The 18,216-nt window shown below is 74.2% G+C and carries 5 protein-coding genes; all 5 read left to right on the top strand.

The features are described from left to right. Positions 1-16: 16 nt before the first annotated feature. Entirely contained in the window at positions 17-7,621 is a 7,605-nt protein-coding gene (locus ACIP89_RS16310; RefSeq protein ID WP_402115376.1) for an amino acid adenylation domain-containing protein, read from the top strand. Beyond that, positions 7,618-12,327 (top strand): amino acid adenylation domain-containing protein, encoded by a 4,710-nt coding sequence (locus tag ACIP89_RS16305; protein ID WP_402115374.1) that lies wholly within the window; start codon positions 7,618-7,620, stop codon positions 12,325-12,327. The genes ACIP89_RS16310 and ACIP89_RS16305 overlap by 4 nt, the downstream gene beginning before the upstream one ends. Positions 12,328-12,438: 111 nt before the next feature. Continuing rightward, entirely contained in the window at positions 12,439-15,723 is a 3,285-nt protein-coding gene (locus ACIP89_RS16300; RefSeq protein ID WP_402115372.1) for an amino acid adenylation domain-containing protein, read from the top strand. Positions 15,724-15,731: 8 nt separating this feature from the next. Then, positions 15,732-17,264, top strand: coding sequence for an argininosuccinate lyase (locus tag ACIP89_RS16295; protein ID WP_402115370.1), 1,533 nt, complete (start codon positions 15,732-15,734; stop codon positions 17,262-17,264). Further along, positions 17,264-18,196: a kinase gene (locus ACIP89_RS16290; protein WP_401927017.1), complete on the top strand. Its 933-nt coding sequence runs from the start codon at positions 17,264-17,266 to the stop codon at positions 18,194-18,196. The genes ACIP89_RS16295 and ACIP89_RS16290 overlap by 1 nt, the downstream gene beginning before the upstream one ends. The last annotated feature ends 20 nt before the right edge of the window (positions 18,197-18,216 follow it).

Here is an 18,216-nt window from a genome sequence, read left to right as displayed (position 1 = left end):
TGAACGGAGAGGCGACATGAGTGGTACGGGTGTGACACACGGCCGGCCGGCCATCGCAGTGATCGGCATCGCCACCAGATTCCCGCAGGCGGACTCCCTTGCCGCCTTCCACGCGAACCTGCGGGCGGGGAGGGACTCGGTGCGCCCGATCCCCGAGGAACGGGCGCGCGGCACCGGGCTCGATCCCCGGCACGACTACCCGGAGATGGGCTACCTGGAGCGGATCGACCTCTTCGACCACACGTTCTTCGGCCTCTCCCGGCGCGAGGCGGAGGTGACGGACCCGCAGCACCGGCTCGCGCTCCAGCTCACCCAGGAGGTTCTGGAGAACGCCGGATACGCACCCTCGGGGCTCCGGGACAGCCGGACAGCGGTGATCTTCAGTTCGCCGAGCAACGGCTACGCACCCCTGGTGCGCGAGCACGGCACCCTCGGCATGACCGGAAACATCCCCTGCGCCCTGCCCTCCAGGATCTCCCACCTCTTCGGATTCACCGGACCCAGCTACGGCGTGGACACCGGCTGCAACGGCTCGCTCGTCGCCGTGCACCAGGCCTGCCGTGAACTCGCCGACGACGAGGCGGACTACGCCGTCGTGGGCGGGGTGCAGCTCCGCCACGTCGTGCCGCCCGTCGCCGCGGTGGCCGACTTCCCCGGCATCGCCTCGCCGACGGCCCGCTCCCGCGCGTTCGACCGCGCCGCGGACGGCGCGGGTGCCGGCGAGGGCGGCGGGGTGGTGCTCCTCGCCACGCTGGAGCGGGCGTTGGCGGAGGGCGCGTTCATCCACGCCGTGATCCGTGGCAGCGCCGTGGCGCACAACGGCCGGCACTCCGCGACCATCAGCACCCCGAGTGCCCGCTCGCAGGCCCGGGTCATCACCAAGGCGTGGCGCACCGCCTCGCTGGACCCGGCGGACGCCGGATACATCGAGACCCACGGTTCGGGGACCCGGCTCGGCGACGCGGTCGAGGCCGAGGGCCTGGCCCTCGCCCGCCCGGACGGCGACCGCACGGTGAAGGTGGGCTCGGTCAAGACCAACATCGGGCACCTGGACCACGCCGCGGGGATCGCCGGGCTGATCAAGGCGGTACTCAGCGTGCACCACGGCGAGCTGTACCCCTCGCTGCACTTCGAGGAGCCCGCCGACGAGGTCGACCTCGAAGGCGCCCGTCTTGAGGTCGTCACCTCGCTCGAACAGTGGGGCGACGAGCCGCGCCGGGCGGGCGTCAGCTCCTTCAGCCTCGGCGGCGTCAACGCGCACTGCGTGGTGGAGCAGCCCCCGGCGGCCACCCCGGCACCACCCGCCGCCGGCCGCCCGCAGCTGTTCGCGGTGTCCGCCCGCAGCCGGGCCGGCCTGCTCGCCCAGTGCGAGCGGCTGTCGCTCGAACTGCGCGGCGCCCCCCTCCCGCCGGCCGGCGTCGCGCGGACCCTGAACGAGGGCAGGGACCATGGCCCCCACCGTGCGTCGGTGGTCGCCCGGGACACCTCTGAGCTCGCCGCGCGGCTGGCCGCGGAGGTCACTTGGCGCCGGGGCGAGGTGACCTCCGCGGCCGCCACCGGTTCCCCGGCCGCGCCCCGGGTGGTCTTCCTGCTCTCCGCGGACGCCACCCCCGCCGGGCCGCGCGATGAGCTGCCGGAGGAGCTGCCCGTACCGGCCGACCGCGCCGCGACGGCCGGCGGTCAGCTCGCGACGTACCGGCGGCTGGTCCGGGCGGGCGTCTCGCCGGACGGGCTGATGAGTTCGGGGATCTCCCGCTACACCGCCCGGTACCTGCGGGGCGGTCTGAGCACCGAGGACACCGCCACGCTGCGGCGGGCGCAGAGCGGGCAGGACCCGGCGGTGGCGGGCGACCCGCTGCGGGCGGAGCAGCTCCACGCGGCGGCGGAGGAACAGCTTTCCGAGGGCCCCGTGGTGTTCGTGGAGCTGGCGGCCCGTGGCGAGATCAGCGACCGCCTGGCGGCTCACCTCCACGACCGCGCGGACGCCCGCGTGCTCCGTCCGGAGCCCGGTGCGGCCGGCACCGACGTCGCCGTGCTGGAGCTGCTGGGCCGGTTGTACGAGGAAGGCGTCGGCCTGGACTGGGCGGCGCTGCGGGACGACCCCTCGGCGGGCCGGGTTCCGCTGCCGGGGCATCCGTCCACCGGCGTCCGCTGCTGGGCCGGGCCACCGGATGAGCTGCCGCCCTCCGGCGAAGCACCACCCCGGCGGCCCACTGCCGCTCCCGATCCGGCCGCCGCCACCGCTCCGGTTGCGGTGCCTGCCGCCGGGAAACCGGTCCGCGCGCACGGCGGGCAACGGACCGGGGAGCCCCGGACCGTACTGGACTGGCTGCGGGACACCCTCGTCGAGCTGCTGCACGCGGATGAGGTCCCGGCCGACGCGGACTACTTCTCCATCGGCGGCAACTCCGTCATCGCCCTCCAGCTCCTGGAGCGGGTGAGGGCGGGGTACGGGGTCCGGCTCAAGATGGCGGACATCTACGACCACCCCGTCGTCGGCTCGCTCGCGCGGGCCATTCAGGACCGGGCGCCGCACGCGCCCGCGCCGGCGCCGCAGGCCCCGGTCGCCCCGGAGGTGCCCGGCACCGAGCTGCCGCCGATCGTCCCGGGCGGCGAGCCGGTGCAGTCGTACGGGCAGGAGGGGATGTGGTTCCACCACCAGCTCGACCCGGAGACCACGCTCTACAACCTCCCCGGCGCCGCCCGGTACCGCGGCCCCCTGGACGTCGGCACCTTCCGGCTCGCCTGGGAGGACCTGGCGCGGCGCCACGAGGTGCTGCGGTCCAGTCTCGTCGAGGAGGACGGCAGGCCGGGGCTGGTGATCCGGCCCGAACCGGGTGACTTCTTCACCTATCTGGATGTCTCGGAAGAGGACGACCCGGAGGCCGCGGCGGGACCCGTCATCACCGCCGCCAAGCGCTGGGTCTTCGACATCGCCAACGAACCGCTCGTGCGGGTGACGGTGGTGCGGATCGGTGCAGACGACCACATCGTCTGCTCGTGCATGCACCATGCGGTGAACGACGGCTGGGCGCCGCAGATTCAGATGCGGGAGCTGCTGGAGTTCTACACGGCCCGTCTGGAGAACCGCGCCCCCCGCATGGAACCACTGCCGGTGCAGTACGCGGACTACGCGCGCTGGCAGCGCGAACTGCTGGCGGACGGCCGCCTCGACGGTGAACTGAGCTACTGGCGCGAGCGGCTGAGCGACCCGCCCGCGCTGGAGCTGCCCACCGACCGGCCGCGCGCCAAGCGGAGGGACTTCGCGGGTGCGACCCACTGGTTCGCCGTTCCGGGCCCACTGGTGCAGCGGCTGCGCGAGGTGGGCGGCCGGGAGACGGCCACCCTGTTCATGGTGCTGCTCGCCGCGCTCAACGTGCTGCTCGCACGCTGGTCGGGCCAGCGGGACATCGTCGTCGGCACCCCGACCCTCGGCCGCAACCGCCCCGAACTGTGGAATCTGCTCGGCTACTTCAACAACACCGTCGCGCTGCGCTCCGACCTGTCGGGCGAACCGGGCTTCCGCGAGCTGCTGCGCCGGGTGCGCGGGGTGGTACTCGGCGCGCTCGACCACCAGGAGGTCCCGTTCGCCAGGGTCGTGCGCGAGGTCGCGGCGGACCGCGATCCGAGCCGCAGCCCTCTCTTCGACGTGATGTACGTGCATCAGACGCTGCCACCGGCGGCCGACTTCGGCGAGATCGCCGTGACACCCGCCTACGACCCGGAGAGCGGCCGGCACTTCCCCGGGCTGCCCCCCGGCACCGCCAAGTACGACATCTCGATGGTCGTCGGCGAGCAGGCGGACCAGGACGGACTCGTGGTCATGATGGAGTACGCGACGCAGCTCTTCGACGCGGACACGATCTCCGCCATGTCCGAGGCGTTCGTGGCGCTGCTGCACGCCGTGGCGGACAACCCGGAGGCGCGCTGCGACGAGCTTCCCTGCGGACCTCCCCCGGGGGCCGGGCCGGCCATGGAGCGACCGGACCCCGCTCCCGTCCCGTCCGGGGCACCGGCCGAGCGGACCGTCCCGGCCGGGGCACCGGTGGGCGTCGTCGGCGCGGGCACGATGGGGGTCGGTGTGGCGCAGTGCTTCGCGGCGGCCGGCCACCCCGTGGTCGTCGTCGACAACGACCCCGGGGCGCTGGCCTCCGCGCCGGCCCGGCTCCGCGCCGGAATCAGGACCGCCAGGCTGCTGGGCCGACGGGCCGGGGCACCGGAACGGGCGAGCGCGCCCGCACCCGGTACCGAGTCCCTCGTGCGCTGGTCCGACGACCTCGCCGACCTGGCCACCGCTCTCCTGGTGGTGGAGTGCGCCCGGGAGGACGAGGGCGTCAAGGAGGGGATCCTGCGCGAACTGGACCGGATCTGCGGACCCGAGGCGATCTTCGCGTCCAACACCTCGTGCATTCCGGTCGGCCGCCTCGGGTCGTTCACCGGCCGCCCCGACCGGGTCATCGGCACCCACTTCATGAACCCGGCGCCGCTCAAGTCCGCGGTGGAGGTTGTTCGCGCCCCGGAGACCAGCGATCTCACCCTGGAGCGCACGGAACAGTTTCTCGCCCACGCCGGAAAGCACGCACTCGTGGTGCGCGACGCCCCCGGCTTCGTGACGAACCGGGTGCTGATGCTGACGCTCAACGAGGCGGCCGCGGTGCTGGGTGAGGGAACCGCCGACGCCGAGACCGTGGACCGTATCTTCCAGGACTGCTTCGGCCACCCCATGGGCCCGCTGCGCACGGCCGACCTGATCGGCCTCGACACCATCGCCGACTCGCTGGAGGTGCTGCGCCGGCACACCGGAGAGGACCGCTTCCGGCCCTGCCCCCTGCTGGCCCGTCTCGTCGCCGAGGGCAAGGTGGGGCGCAAGTCGGGCAGTGGCTTCTACGAGTACGCGCCACGGCACGCGACCGCCCCCGCCGCCCCGGACCGCCCGGCGTCCGGACGCACGCTCACCGAGCTGCTGGAGTCCGCCGCCCGGAGCCACCCCGACGCGGTCGCCGTCATCGGCGCCGACGAGAGGCTCACGTACCGGGAACTCCACGAGCGGGCCAACCGGCTGGCCCGGCTGCTGCTCGACCGGGGCGCCGGACCGGAATCGGTCGTGGGGCTGCTGCTCCCCAGGTCCGCCGGGACGCTGGTGGCGATGCTCGCGGTGCTCAAGTCCGGCGCCGCGTACCTGCCGCTCGACCCCGGCTACCCGGCCGAGCGGCTCCGCTTCATGATCGAGGACGCGGCACCCCGGTGCGTGCTCACCGAGACCGCCGTCGCCCCGCACGGCACGGGCGGCGCGAGCCGGCCGAGCACGTTCATCCGGCTCGACGACCCCGCGATCGCCGAGGAGCTGGAACGCCTCTCGCCCACGGCACCCTCCGACGCCGACCGCGCCGAACCGCTGCGGCCCGCGCATCCCGCGTACGTCATCTACACCTCCGGCTCCACGGGAACGCCCAAGGGGGTCGTGGTGCCGCACCGCGGTGCGGTGGAGCTGGTCGGCTCGGCGGCCGCCGAGTTCGGGGCCGGTTCGCTGGCCCACTCGCTGGCGGCGACCTCCTTCAGCTTCGACATGTCGGTGGCCGAGATCTTCCCGGCGCTGGCGGCCGGCGGCAGCGTCGAGGTGGTCGGCAGTCTCCTGTCGCTGCTCGACGGGGACCCGCCACGCTGGTCGGGCGGGCTGCTGTGCGCCGTCCCCTCCGTGCTCTCCAGGCTGATGGAGAGCGGCGGTCTCCAGCTGTCGGCCACGACGGTCGCGATGTGCGGTGAGGCACTTCCCGCCTCCCTCGCCGCACGGATCCGGGAGGTCATGCCCGGTACCCGGCTGCTCAACCTGTACGGCCCCACCGAAGCGACCGTCTACGCCACCGCGGCCACCGTCCGGGTGCCGGAGGGGGCACCGCCCATCGGACGGCCGTTGGGCCACATGCGCGCCTACGTGCTCGACAGCTCGCTCCAGCAGGTGGAGGCAGGCCGCCAGGGCGAGTTGTACCTGGCGGGCGGCGGCCTGGCCCGGGGATACCTGCGCCGTCCCGGGCTGAGTGCGGAGCGTTTCGTCGCCGACCCCTTCGGCCCGCCCGGCGAGCGGATGTACCGGACCGGTGATCTGGCCGCCCGACGCCCGGACGGGCAGCTCGACTTCCTCGGCCGCGCCGACGCCCAGGTCAAGGTCAACGGCTTCCGCGTCGAACCCGGCGAGGTGGAGGCGGTCCTCGCCCGGCACCCCGACGTCGCCGAAGCCATGGTCGGTCTCGTGGACAGGAAGGGGACGAGTGGCGGCGCGCGGCTCGTCGCCCACCTGGTGCCCGCGGCGGGAGCCCGTCTCCCCGCTGGTCACGTGCTGCGGGACTGGGCGGCCGAGCGCCTGCCGGCCCATCTGGTACCGGCCGAGCTGAGGGCCGCCGCCGCGCTGCCGCGTACGGGCGGCGGCAAGCTGGACCGGGCGAGGACGCCGGCGGAGGCACGGCCGGAGGAGGCCGGACCGCAGAGCGCCGACGGACCGGGGGAGGAGCGGATAGCGCGGGTGTTCCGCGAGGTGCTCGGGCTCGCCGAAGTCGCCCCGGACGTCAGCTTCTTCGACCTCGGCGGCGACAGCATCATGTCGGTCCAGCTGCTGCGCGGGCTGCGGCGGGCGGGTCTGGTCCTGACACCCCAGGACATCTTCGAGCACCAGTCGGTCGCGGCACTGGCCCGGACGGCGCGCGGCACGAACCGTACGGAGGCACCGGCCGCGATCGCCGGTTCCCCTGGCAACGGGCCGCAGCGCGTCCGGGAGAGGCCCGAAGAAGCCGCCAGCACGGTCCTGCTGCCGCTGAGGGAGTCGGGCGAACTGGCCCCCCTGTTCTGCGTGCACCCGGCGGCCGGCTACTCCTGGTGCTACGCGGGACTCACCTCGCCGCTCGGCGCCGATCGGCCGGTCTACGGCCTGCAGGCCCGTGGGCTGGACGGCCCCGACGTTCTGCCGGCGTCCCTGCGGGCGATGGCGGCGGACTACCTGGACCAGGTCAGGTCCGTCCGGCCCACGGGCCCCTACCACCTCCTCGGCTGGTCCTTCGGCGGGGTGGTCGCCCACGAGATGGCGGTGCAGCTGGAGGAGAGCGGCGAGTCGGTGGAGACACTGGCGATCCTGGATGCCTACCCGCTGGGCGGGGACGCCGCCGACGCCGCGGCCTCGGCCGAGGCCGCGCCGGGTTCGGTCGCCGGCCGGGACATCCTCGGGATGCTCCTGGAGCTCTTCGGCCACGACCCCGCCGGGTGGGCGGGGGAGTCGCTGACGTACCAGCGGTTCGTGGAGATCGCCCGCGCCCAGGAGGGGCCGCTGGCCTCCTTCGACGAGCAGCGGGTCGCCGCGCTGGCCCGGACCTTCACCAACAGCACGCGGATCGCCGGGCTGCACGAGCCGCGCCCGTTCGGCGGCGACGCGGTGCTGTTCACCGCGCGGGAACACTCGCCCGAGACCGCGCTCGGCCTGTGGCGCCCGCTGGTCAAGGGGTCGCTCGAAGCCCTGCCGGTCGACTGCGCGCACAGCGGGATGGGAAGCCCCGCGGTGCTCGGGGACCTCGGCCGCGTACTCGTCGAACGCTGGGCCTCCAGGACGTCACAGAAGGGGTCGGTGAACACTCCGTGAGGAACGAGCCGGAGCACGGGCACGTGGCGGAACACCCGTCGTTGCCGCTCACCACGACACAGCACGGCATCTGGATGGCACAGCAGCTGGCGCCCGTGGTCCGGTACCAGCTGGCGAGTGCGTTCGATGTCGCCGGAGACCTCGATCCGGAGCTGTACGAGGCGGCATTCCGGTTCGCCGTGGCGGAGACCGAGCCGTTCAGGTCCCGGTTCTCCGTCACCGCCTCCGGGGAGCCGAGGCAATGGGCCGGCCCCCTTCCCGCCTGGCACATTCCGGTCGTCGACTTCCGGCGGGAACCCGCGCCGGTGGCCGCCGCCCTGGACTGGATGCGGGAGGACATCCCGCGCCCGCTCGACCTGGAGAACGGCCCGGCGTTCAGAACGGCGTTCCTGCGCCTCTCCGAGGACCGGGTCTGCTGGTACCTGCTCGTCCACCACCTGGTGGTGGACGGCTTCGGCCTGGCGCTGTTCGCCCGGCGGCTCGGCGAGATCTACGCGGCGCTGGAGCGCGGCGAGGCCCCGCGGCCCGGCCACCAGGTGCCGTTGGACACCCTGCTCAACGCCGAACGAGCCTACCGCCGCTCGCCCGGCTTCGAGGCCGACCGTGCGTTCTGGATGGCGAGGATGGCCGGCTGGCAGGCGGCAGGCGGACCGGGTACGTCCCGGCCCGCCGTACCCGGCCGGACCGGCACCGGCCCGACGGGCGGGGCACCGGTGCGCGTCGCGGCCCGGCTGCCCGAGGACCGGGTGGCCGCCCTCCGCGCCCGCGCCTCCGCCCTCGACGTCCCCTGGACGGCGGTGGCGACCGCCTCCGCCGTCCTGCTGGACCACGCCCGCACCGGCGGGGGCGACGAGGTCGTCGTGGGGTTCCCGGTCGGCGCCCGCACCTCCAGGACGATGGGCGCCGTGGCCGGCGCGGCGTCGAACGTGGTCCCGCTGCGGGTGCCGGTCGACCCGCGCCGGTCGACCGGCGAGCTGATCCGGACCGTCGGCGAGGCGACCGCCCTCGCCCTCGGCCACCAGCGCTACCGGTACGAGGACCTCCGCCGCGATCTCGGCTTCACCGGGTCCGCGCCCGCGCCGTACCAACTGACCGCGAACATCGTCCCCTTCAGCTTCGGCCGGGGTTTCGCCGGCCGGCCGATGACGCTCCGGCAGCTGAACACCGGCGTGGTGGAGGACCTCTCCGTCATGATCAGGCCGGCCCACGGCCGGTCCGGCCTGATGGTGGAGGTGCACGCCGAGGCCGGGAGGTACGAACCCGAGGAGGTCGCGGCCGAGGCCGACCGCTGCGTACGCCTGCTCGACCAGCTGATCGACGCACCCCGGCGCCGCGTCGGAGAGCTGGACCTGCTGACACCGCGGGAGCGCGGGCTGCTCGTGCCGGCCGTCGGCACGCCCGCACCCTCCCGTACGCTCCCCGAGCTGTTCGAGCACTGGGCCGCGCTGACACCACAGGCCCCGGCGGTCGGCCACGGTGACCGGCGGCTCACCTATGCCGAGCTCAACGCGGGCGCCAACCGGCTGGCCAGGACCCTGATCCGGCGCGGCGCGGGACCCGGAGCCAGAGTCGCCGTGCTGCTCCCCCGCTCCGCGGAGCTGATCACCGCGATCCTGGCGGTGTCCAAGACCGGCGCGGCCTACCTTCCGCTCGACCCGGAATGGCCGCCGGAGCACACGGAACGGATCCTCGCCGATGCCCGGCCGGTCTGCGTGCTCTCCGGGACCGACCCGACGGAAGCCGCCGCGACCGCGGCGGCGGGCGACGCCGGCCCGGCGGACGGCGACACCGACCTGACGGACGCGGAGCGCGGCGGGCCGATGGTGCCCGACCAGGCGGCCTACGTCATCTACACCTCCGGGACCACCGGCCGCCCCAAGGGCGTGGTGGTCCCGCATCGCGGTCCGGTGGCACTGCTGCGGGACGGCGCCGCCGAGTTCGGCTTCGGCCCCGAGGACACCTGGACGATGTTCCACTCCTGCGCCTTCGACTTCTCCGTGTGGGAGATGTGGGGCGCCCTCGCGCACGGCGGCCGGCTGGTGATCGTCCCGCGCGAGGTGAGCCGGTCCCCCGGAGCCTTTCTCGACCTGCTGGTGCGCGAGCGCGTGACGGTGCTCAACCAGACGCCCTCCGCGTTCCGTTCGCTGGACCTGGCCGAGGCCGAGGAACCGGAGCGGTGGCGGGATCTGGTCCTGCGCTGGATCATCTTCGGCGGCGAGGCGCTGTCCTTCGGCGTCGTGCGCTCCTGGTACGGGCGGCACCCGGGCCCCACGCCCGCCCTCGTCAACATGTACGGCATCACCGAGACCTCGGTCCAGTCCACCCGGCTCGTCCTGGACCACGACCACGACCAGCACCACGACGCGGCGCGGGTCGTCCCGATCGGCCAGGCCGTCGCCGGCACCCGGCTGTACGCGCTGGACAACCTGCTGCGCCCGGTACCGCCCGGGGTGGTCGGTGAGCTGTACATCGCGGGTTCCGGGGTGGCCATGGGCTATCTGCACCGTCCGGCGCTGACGGCGCGACGCTTCGTGGCCGACCCCTTCGGACCCGCCGGGTCCAGGCTGTACCGCTCGGGCGACCTCGTGCGGGCCCGCCGGGACGGGTCGCTGGAGTATCTGGGCAGGTCCGACGACCAGGTCAAGATCCGTGGCTTCCGCATCGAACCGGCCGAGGCCGAGGCGGCGTTGCTCGCCGCCCCGGGGGTCACGGGCGGCGCCGTGCTGGCGAGCTCCGGTCCGCCGACCGGCCCGTCCCGCGCCGGTACGGACGGCGGTACGCGAGCGGAGGGGGCCGCACGGCTGGTGGCCTACGCCGTCCTCACCCGCGAGGCGGCGGGCGACGACCCCGGGCCCGCTCTCGCCCGGCTGCGGGAATGGCTGCGCGAGCGGCTCCCGGCGCACCTGGTCCCCTCCCTGTTCGTCCCGCTCGACAGGCTGCCGCTCACCCCCAACGGGAAGCTGGACCGGGCGGCGCTGCCCTCCCCGCACGCCCACGCGCACACACCGTCGCGCGCCCCGGACATGCCGCTGGAAGCCGAGCTGGCCGGGCTGTACGCCGAACTGCTCGCCGTGGAACAGGTGGGCGCCGAAGACGACTTCTTCCACCTCGGGGGCGACAGCCTGCTGGCGACGCGGCTGATCAGCATGGTGCGCCGGGCCGGCCTCGGCGCACGGGCGGAGCCGGACGTCAGGGACGTCTTCGTCCACCCGACCGTCGCCGGGCTCGCCGCCCATCTCAGCAACCCGGATCATCCGGGCAGCACCTCCGGGGCAACGGGGCCGCGGCCCGTCCCCCGGCTTCCGCTCGCCCGGCACCGAGGCCCCGAGCCGGTCCCGCTCTCCTACGGCCAGCGGCGCTTCTGGTTCCTGTACAAGCTCGCCGGCCCCGACAGCACCTACAACGTCCCCCTGGTGCTCCGCTGCGAAGGCGAACTGGACCAGGAGGCGCTCCGCGCCGCCCTGGGCGACCTCACGGAGCGGCACGAAACCCTGCGCACCCTCATCCAGCGGCGGGACGGCCGGGCGGTCCAGCACATCCTGCCGGCCGAGGCCGCGCGCCCGGCGCTCACGGTCGAAACCCCCGCCCCGGACCGGACGGCGGACGCGCTCCGCGCCGCGGCCGCCCGGCCCTTCCGCCTGGAGAGCGAACTCCCGCTGCGCGCGGTCCTCTTCACCGCGGAGGCGGCGGGCGGCCAGACGCTGCTCCTGCTGCTCCACCACATCGCCTGCGACCGCGCCTCGCTGCCGAGGCTGCTGGACGACCTCGCGACCGCCTACCGGGCGCGTGCCGCCGGTGGCGCCCCGGACTGGTCACCGTTGCCCACCCAGTACGCCGACTACACCGGTTGGCAGCACGAACTGCTCGGCACCGACAGCGAGCCCAGCGCACTGCGGTCCGGTCAACTCGCCTACTGGGACAAGGTTTTGGCGGACCTTCCGGAACGCATCCCGCTGCCCGCCGACCGTCCTGAGCGGTCGCCGTCCGGGCGCCCGGCGCACACCGGCGGCGACACGGTCGCCTTCACCGTCCCCGCGGACGTGCACCGGCGGCTCCTGGAGGTGGCCGCGGCCGAGCGGTCCAGCCTCTTCCTCGTGGCGCACGCCGCACTGGCCGCGCTGCTCACCCGCCTGGGCGCGGGTACGGACATCCCGGTCGGCACGGCGGTCTCCGACCGCGCGGACGCGGAGCTCGACGGCCTCGTCGGCTTCTTCGTGAACACGCTCCTCCTGCGCACCGACACCTCGGGGGAGCCGACCTTCCGGGAGCTGCTCGGCCGGGTCAGGCAGGCCGATCTGGCGGCCTTCGCCCATAGGGACGTGCCTTTCGACCTGGTCATGGAGGCGCAGGGGCCACGGCGGGCGGCGAGCGGGCAGGCCGTGTTCGGCCGGTCCCCGTTCCAGGTGATGCTGGTTCTCACCCCGTCCCTCCCCGAGAGGCTGGAACTACCGGGCGTGTCCGCCGCGGTGGACCTGGTCGGCGGGGACGCCGCCGGGTCCGAGCTGACCTTCGGCCTGTTCGAGCGACGGGACGCCGACGGCACCTGCCACGGCCTCGACGGGCGGATCGAATACCGGACGGAGCTGTTCGACCGGCCCACCGTCGAGGACCTCGGCGCCCGCTTCACGCTGCTGCTGCGCACGGTCGCCGCCGCTCCGGACACCCCGGTCCACACGATCGGTCCGGCAGGGCCGAACGGGCACTGACCGGCCCGCCGGCGGCCCGGTCACGGTACGTCAGCGGCCTGTCAGCGCCTCCCGACAGCATGGTCACGCTGGATGCCGGACAGTACTTTCCCTCCGTAGGTTGGCGATCACGTGTCGAAGATTTTGGGCCGCGCGGTCGTGGCCGGGATGGCGGGCGAGCAGACCTCGGGCGACGAGGGGGCGGGTACGACCGTACCCATTCCGCGCTGGGCGGAGCCCGGCACGGCGGTGACGCCGGTGACGGCGGAGACCGTCCTGCCGCCGGGGCTGACCGACGGCCTTCGCGCCGCCGCCGGGGGCGACGCCGCCTCGCTGGACGGCGTGTTCCTGGCGGCCCACCTGAGGGTGGTCTCCGCGCTCACGTCCCAGCAGGGCCTGCGCACCGCGTTCGTGCCCGCCGGCGGGGTCGCGACCGACCCGCACACCGTGTCCGTGGACGGGGTGCTCGATGGCAGCTGGCGCGAACTGACGGCCCGGCTGGAGCGGCCGGACCAGTGGCCCGGAGGGCCGGGCGGCGCGGCCGGGCCTCCGTACGAGTGCGTACTGGACCTGTCCTCGGCGGACCCGGCACCGCAGCAGGACGACGCGGCACTGTGGGTGGGCATCGGTGTCCGTGCGGGCCGCGTCACGATCCGGGCCAGGTCCCGTCTCGACGTGATGACCGCCGAGCACCTGGCCAGGATCACCGGCTACCACGTCCGGGCCCTGGAACTGCTGGCCGCGGATCCGGACGCCCCGGCGGGACAGGGGGAGCTGCTCTCCGCGGACGAGCGGCGCTTCCAGCTGGAAGCGCTGGCGGGCGCGGAGGAGCCCTGGGACGGGCGGCTGTTCGTCGAGCGGTTCGAGGAACGCGTGCGACGGCACCCGGACGCGGTCGCCGCCTCGCACCGGGACCGGTCGTGGACCTACGGCACGCTCAACGCGTGCGCCAACCGGATCGCCCACGCGCTGCTGTCGGACGGGCTCGGCCCCGAGGACGTGGTGGCCGTCGTCATGGAGCGCGGTCTGGAGTGGGCGGCGGCCACCCTCGGCGTGCTCAAGGCGGGCGGGTGCTACCTGCCCGTGCAGCCGGACTTCCCGGCGGCCCGGATCGCCGCCCAACTCGACACGGCCGACTGCCGCTTCGTGCTGGGAACGGGTGAGCATCCGGACGCCGCGGCCTCCGGGAGCGCGCGCCGCACGCTGGACGCCGCGTCCCTGTGCGGCGGGGGCGCGTCCGGCGCCGCGGGGGCGGACACCGCCGGAAACCCGGGACTGGCCCTGGCGCCCGGACAGCTCGCGTACATCTACTTCACCTCGGGCTCCACCGGCACGCCCAAGGGCGTGATGTGCGAGCACGCGGGGCTGCTGAACCACCTCCTGATGAAGGTGGAGGACCTGGACATCGGCGCCGGGGAGACCGTGGCGCAGACAGCGGTCCAGTCCCTCGACATCTCGTTGTGGCAGCTGGTCGCACCGCTGCTGACCGGCGGCAGCACCCGCGTCGTGGACACCGAGGTGCTTCTCGACGTAGACCGCTTCGTGGCGGAGCTGGCCGAGTCCCGGGCCGGCGTCGTACAGCTCGTCCCCTCCTACTTCGACGCGCTGATCAGCGCACTGGAGCGGCACCCCCGTGACCTGGGCGCGCTGCGCGTGGTCTCGGTGACGGGCGAGGAACTGAAGCTCGAACCGGTGCGGAGGTGGTTCGCGTGCCAGCCGCACATCAAGCTGGTCAACGCCTACGGAGCGACAGAGCTCAGCGACGACACCATGCACGAGATCCTGGACCGCGCCCCGGACCGCGGGTTCGTCACCCTCGGACGGATGCGGCGCAACGTACGCGGATACGTGCTGGACGAGCGGGGCCGGCTGGCACCGCTCGGCGCCACCGGAGAGATCGTCTTCTCCGGTGTGGCGGTCGGCCGCGGCTACGCCAACGATCCCGGACGGACCCGGGAGGCCTTCGTGCCCGACCCGTTCCGGCCGGGACAGCGGATGTACCGGACAGGTGACTTCGGGCGCTGGCTGCCCGGGGGCCGGCTGCAGTTCCTCGGCCGCCGCGACCAGCAGGTCAAGATCCGCGGCTTCCGCATCGAGACCGGCGAGATCGACAACCGGCTGCTGGCGGTGGACGGGGTGAAGGACGCCGCGGTCGTCGCCACGACGGGCAACGGCCGGCACAAGGTCCTGGCGGCCTTCCTCGTCGGCACCGGGCGGGTGCCCGACCACCGCGTGTGCGAGGCCCTGGCCGGCCACCTGCCGGAGTACATGATCCCGGCGTACTACCACTGGCTGGAGGCGCTGCCCCTCACCGAGAGCGGCAAGGTGGACCGCAAGGCGCTCGTCGGACTGGCCGACACACTCGGACACGCCGACGGGCCCACGGTGGCTCCCACGACCTTCACCGAGCAGCGACTGGCAGTGGCCTGGGCGGAGGCGCTGAACGCCCCGCTCCAGGGCATCGGGCGGGCGGACGACTTCTTCGCTCTCGGCGGCACCTCGCTCTCGGCGGCCTGGCTCGTGGTCAAGCTGGACCGGCTCGTCTCGCTGTCCCAGGTCATCGCCCACCCCGTGCTGTCCGAACTGGCCGCCGCCATCGACGCCGGACCGCACCCCGACCGCACCCTGCTCCGGCCGCTGGCGACGGCGCCGGCCGGGCGCGCGGCGCCCGCCGGGGTGCTGGTCTGCTTCCCGGGCGCCGGCGGCAACGCGGTCAACTTCCTCGCGCTCGCCCGGGAACTGGCTCCGAGCGGCATCGACGTGCACGGTGTCGAGCTGCCCGGCCACGACTTCGTGCCCGGCCCGCGGACCCTGGCTGAAGTGGCGGAAGTGGCACGGCGGGTGGAGCACGAGCTGGGACGGCTGCGCGCCGCACCGCTGCTGCTGTGGGGACAGGGGGAGGGGGCGGCACCCGCCCTGGCCCTGGCCCGGCTGCTGGAGGGCGGCCCGTTCGCGCCACGCCGGGTCCTTGTCGGAGGCGGCCTGCCGGGCGGCCTGGCCGGGCTGCGGGAGCGAATGGACCGAGCCCGCGCGATGAGCGACAGGGAGGTCACCGAGACCCTTCTCCGCGAGGGCGCCTATGTGGAGTTCGACGGCCTCAAGCCCGAGCGGGCCCGCCTCCTGGGCCCCGCCTACCGGCACGACATCCGCTCCGCCGGGGAGTTCCTGCTCGCTGCCCGGCAGCGGCCGGCGGACCACCGGATCGCGACGGGCATCGATGTCGTCGTCCCCGCGTCGGACTCCGGCACGCCGGGCGCTCCCGGGCGCGACCGCGCGGCGGACTGGCGGCTCCTCTCCGACGACGTGGAGCTGTGTGAACTGCCCGCCCCCGGAGCGCACTTCGTTCGTACCAGGGCGGCCGATGCCGCCGCGGCCGTGACCGCTGCGCTGTCGCGGCCCGCCCCTTCGTCCCCGTGAGGAAAAGCATGCCAAACGACGATGTGCCGGCGCCCCGCTCCGGCGACGCAGGCGGGCTCACCGGGCGGATCGCATCCGGCCCGGACGCGCTGCTGCGGGCCGAGGTGCTCGAACCACAGCTGCGCTTCGAGACCGAGGCCCTGCTGCCCGGGTACATCCAGCTGGAGAAGGTGCTGCTGCTGGAGTACCGACGGCTCGGTCTGCTCGACGGCGCCCAGGTCGGAGCCGTCGCCGCACTGCTCGACCGGGTCACCCCGGACGCTGTCGCCGAGGAGGCCGGGGAGAGCATGAGCGACATCGCCTTCACCCTGGAGCGCTATGTGTCCCGGCGGCTGGCCGAGGTGCCGCCCGCCTGGCACGTGGACCGCAGCCGCAACGACCTCCAGGCCACCGCCCAGCTGATGTACGGCCGCGCCCGGTTGCTGGACAGCGCCGAGGCCCTGGTCGCCTTCGGCCGCACCGCCCACCGGCTGGCCGCCCGCGGGGTGGACCTGGCGATGCCCGGCTACACCCATATGCAGCCGGCCCAGGTGATCAGCCCCGGGTTCTACTTCGCCGGGCTGTGCGACCAGGTGCTGCACACCCTGGAGCGGATGGAGGCGGTGTACCGGACCGCCGACGCCTCGCCGATGGGCGCGGGGGCCATGGCCGGGCAGGAGCTCCCCTGGGACCGCTCACGCATGGCCGGCCTGCTGGGATTCGGCCAGGTCAGGACCCACGCGCTGCGGGCGGTGGCGCAGCGCGACTGGGCACTGGAGGCGTGCGCGGAGTTCTCCCTGCTGGGTGTCGCGCTCAGCCGGTTCGTCACCGACCTGATGACCTGGGGCGGCGCCGGATACGGCTTCATCGACCTGCCGGACCAGTGGTCGGGGATCTCCTCCGCCATGCCGCAGAAGAAGAACTTCCCGGTGCTGGAACGCATCCGGGCCCGCACGGCCCACCTGAGCGCGGCCTACACGGACATCGCCACCAGCCAGCGGAACACCCCGTACAGCAACTCGGTGGAGGTCTCCAAGGAGGCGAACGCGGGGGTACCGGCGGCCTTCGACGCCCTCGGCTCCGTGCTCCGGCTGTTCGGCGCGGTGCTGGAGAACCTGGAGTTCCGGGAGGCCCGGATGCGCGAGGCCTGCGCCGCCGAGTACCTGGGCGGCTTCACCCTCGCCAACCTGCTGACGCTGCGGGCCGCCGTGCCCTGGCGCACCGCCCAGGTCGTCGCCGGCCGCTACATCGTGCGCGCCGTCGAACGCGGACTGCCGCCCGCGGAGCCGGACGGCCCGCTGCTGGAGGCCCTGCTGGCCGAGGAAGGGCACCGGACCGACCACGCCGCCGCCCTGCTCACCGAGGCGATGGGGGCGGCGGGCGGGCTCACCGCCAAGTCCTCCGACGGCTCGACCCATCCGGACGCCGTACGGGCCCTGCTCGCCGGGCAGTCGTCCGCGTTCGACGAGGCCGCCGAGCGCTGGCAGACCCGGCGCAAGGGCGTCGAGGAGGCGGCCGCCGGCCTCGACCGGCTGCTGGCCGGGCCGGAAGGGCGGCAGTAGTGAGGGTTCCCGAAGGGACACTGCGGCAGCCCGGCACGGAGCGCCACGAGGCCGCGCACGCGGCGGTGACCGGGGTGAGCACCGCGTTCGGCACGTTCGGGGAACTGCTCCAGGGCGTGCTGCCCGAAGCGGACAGCGACTTCCTGGTCACCCTGCCGATCGCCCGCTGGGCCCGCGCCACGTTCCACGGCATGCCGGACCGGGACGAGTTGCAGGTGCAGCCCCCGCACAAGCGCAAGGCGCTCCGGCTCGCCGAGATGATCGTCCGGTCCTCGGCGGCACCGATGGGCGGCGTGCTGACGGTCGAGAGCACCCTGCCGGAGGGGAAGGGGCTGGCCAGTTCGTCCGCCGACCTGGTGGCCACGGCGCGTGCGGTGGCCAACGCGCTGGGCGAACCGATGCCGCCGCGGCGGATCGAGACCCTGCTCGCACGCATCGAGCCCACCGACGGCGTCCTCTACCCCGGCATCGTGGCCTTCTACCACCGGCGGGTGGCCCTGCACTCCAAGCTGGGCCCGCTGCCGCCGATGAGCGTGGTCGGCGTCGACGAGGGCGGCGAGATCGACACGGTCGCCTTCAACCGGATCCCCAAGCCGTTCTCCGCCGCGGACCGGGAGGAGTACGCACGGCTGCTGGCGCGGATGACGACGGCGGTGGCGGACGCGGACCTCGCCGAAGTGGGCGCGGTGTCCACGCGCAGCGCCCTGATGAACCAAGTGCTGCGCCCCAAGAGGATGTTGTCGTCCCTGATCGACATCTGCGGGCAGGTCGGCGGCCTCGGAGTGGTGGTCGGCCACAGCGGGACGAGCCTGGGCGTGCTGCTGGACAAGGCCGATCCCGCCTACCCCCAGCGGCTGGTGGACGCCGCCAGCGCGTGCTCCGAACTCGCCGGGAACGTGGCGGTCTACCGGACCTTGAGCTTCGACCGATGACGATGGGAAGAGAGCGCACA

The sequence above is a fragment of the Streptomyces sp. NPDC088730 genome (genome assembly GCF_044751215.1).
In the GTDB taxonomy this organism is placed as follows: domain Bacteria; phylum Actinomycetota; class Actinomycetes; order Streptomycetales; family Streptomycetaceae; genus Streptomyces.
This window is presented reverse-complemented; position numbering and strand designations above follow the sequence as displayed.

Excerpts from the sequence above, each read along its gene's own strand:
- ACIP89_RS16310 (WP_402115376.1), top strand. The coding sequence starts at position 17 with ATGAGTGGTACGGGTGTGACACACGGCCGGCCGGCCATCGCAGTGATC.
- ACIP89_RS16295 (WP_402115370.1), top strand. The coding sequence starts at position 15,732 with ATGCCAAACGACGATGTGCCGGCGCCCCGCTCCGGCGACGCAGGCGGG.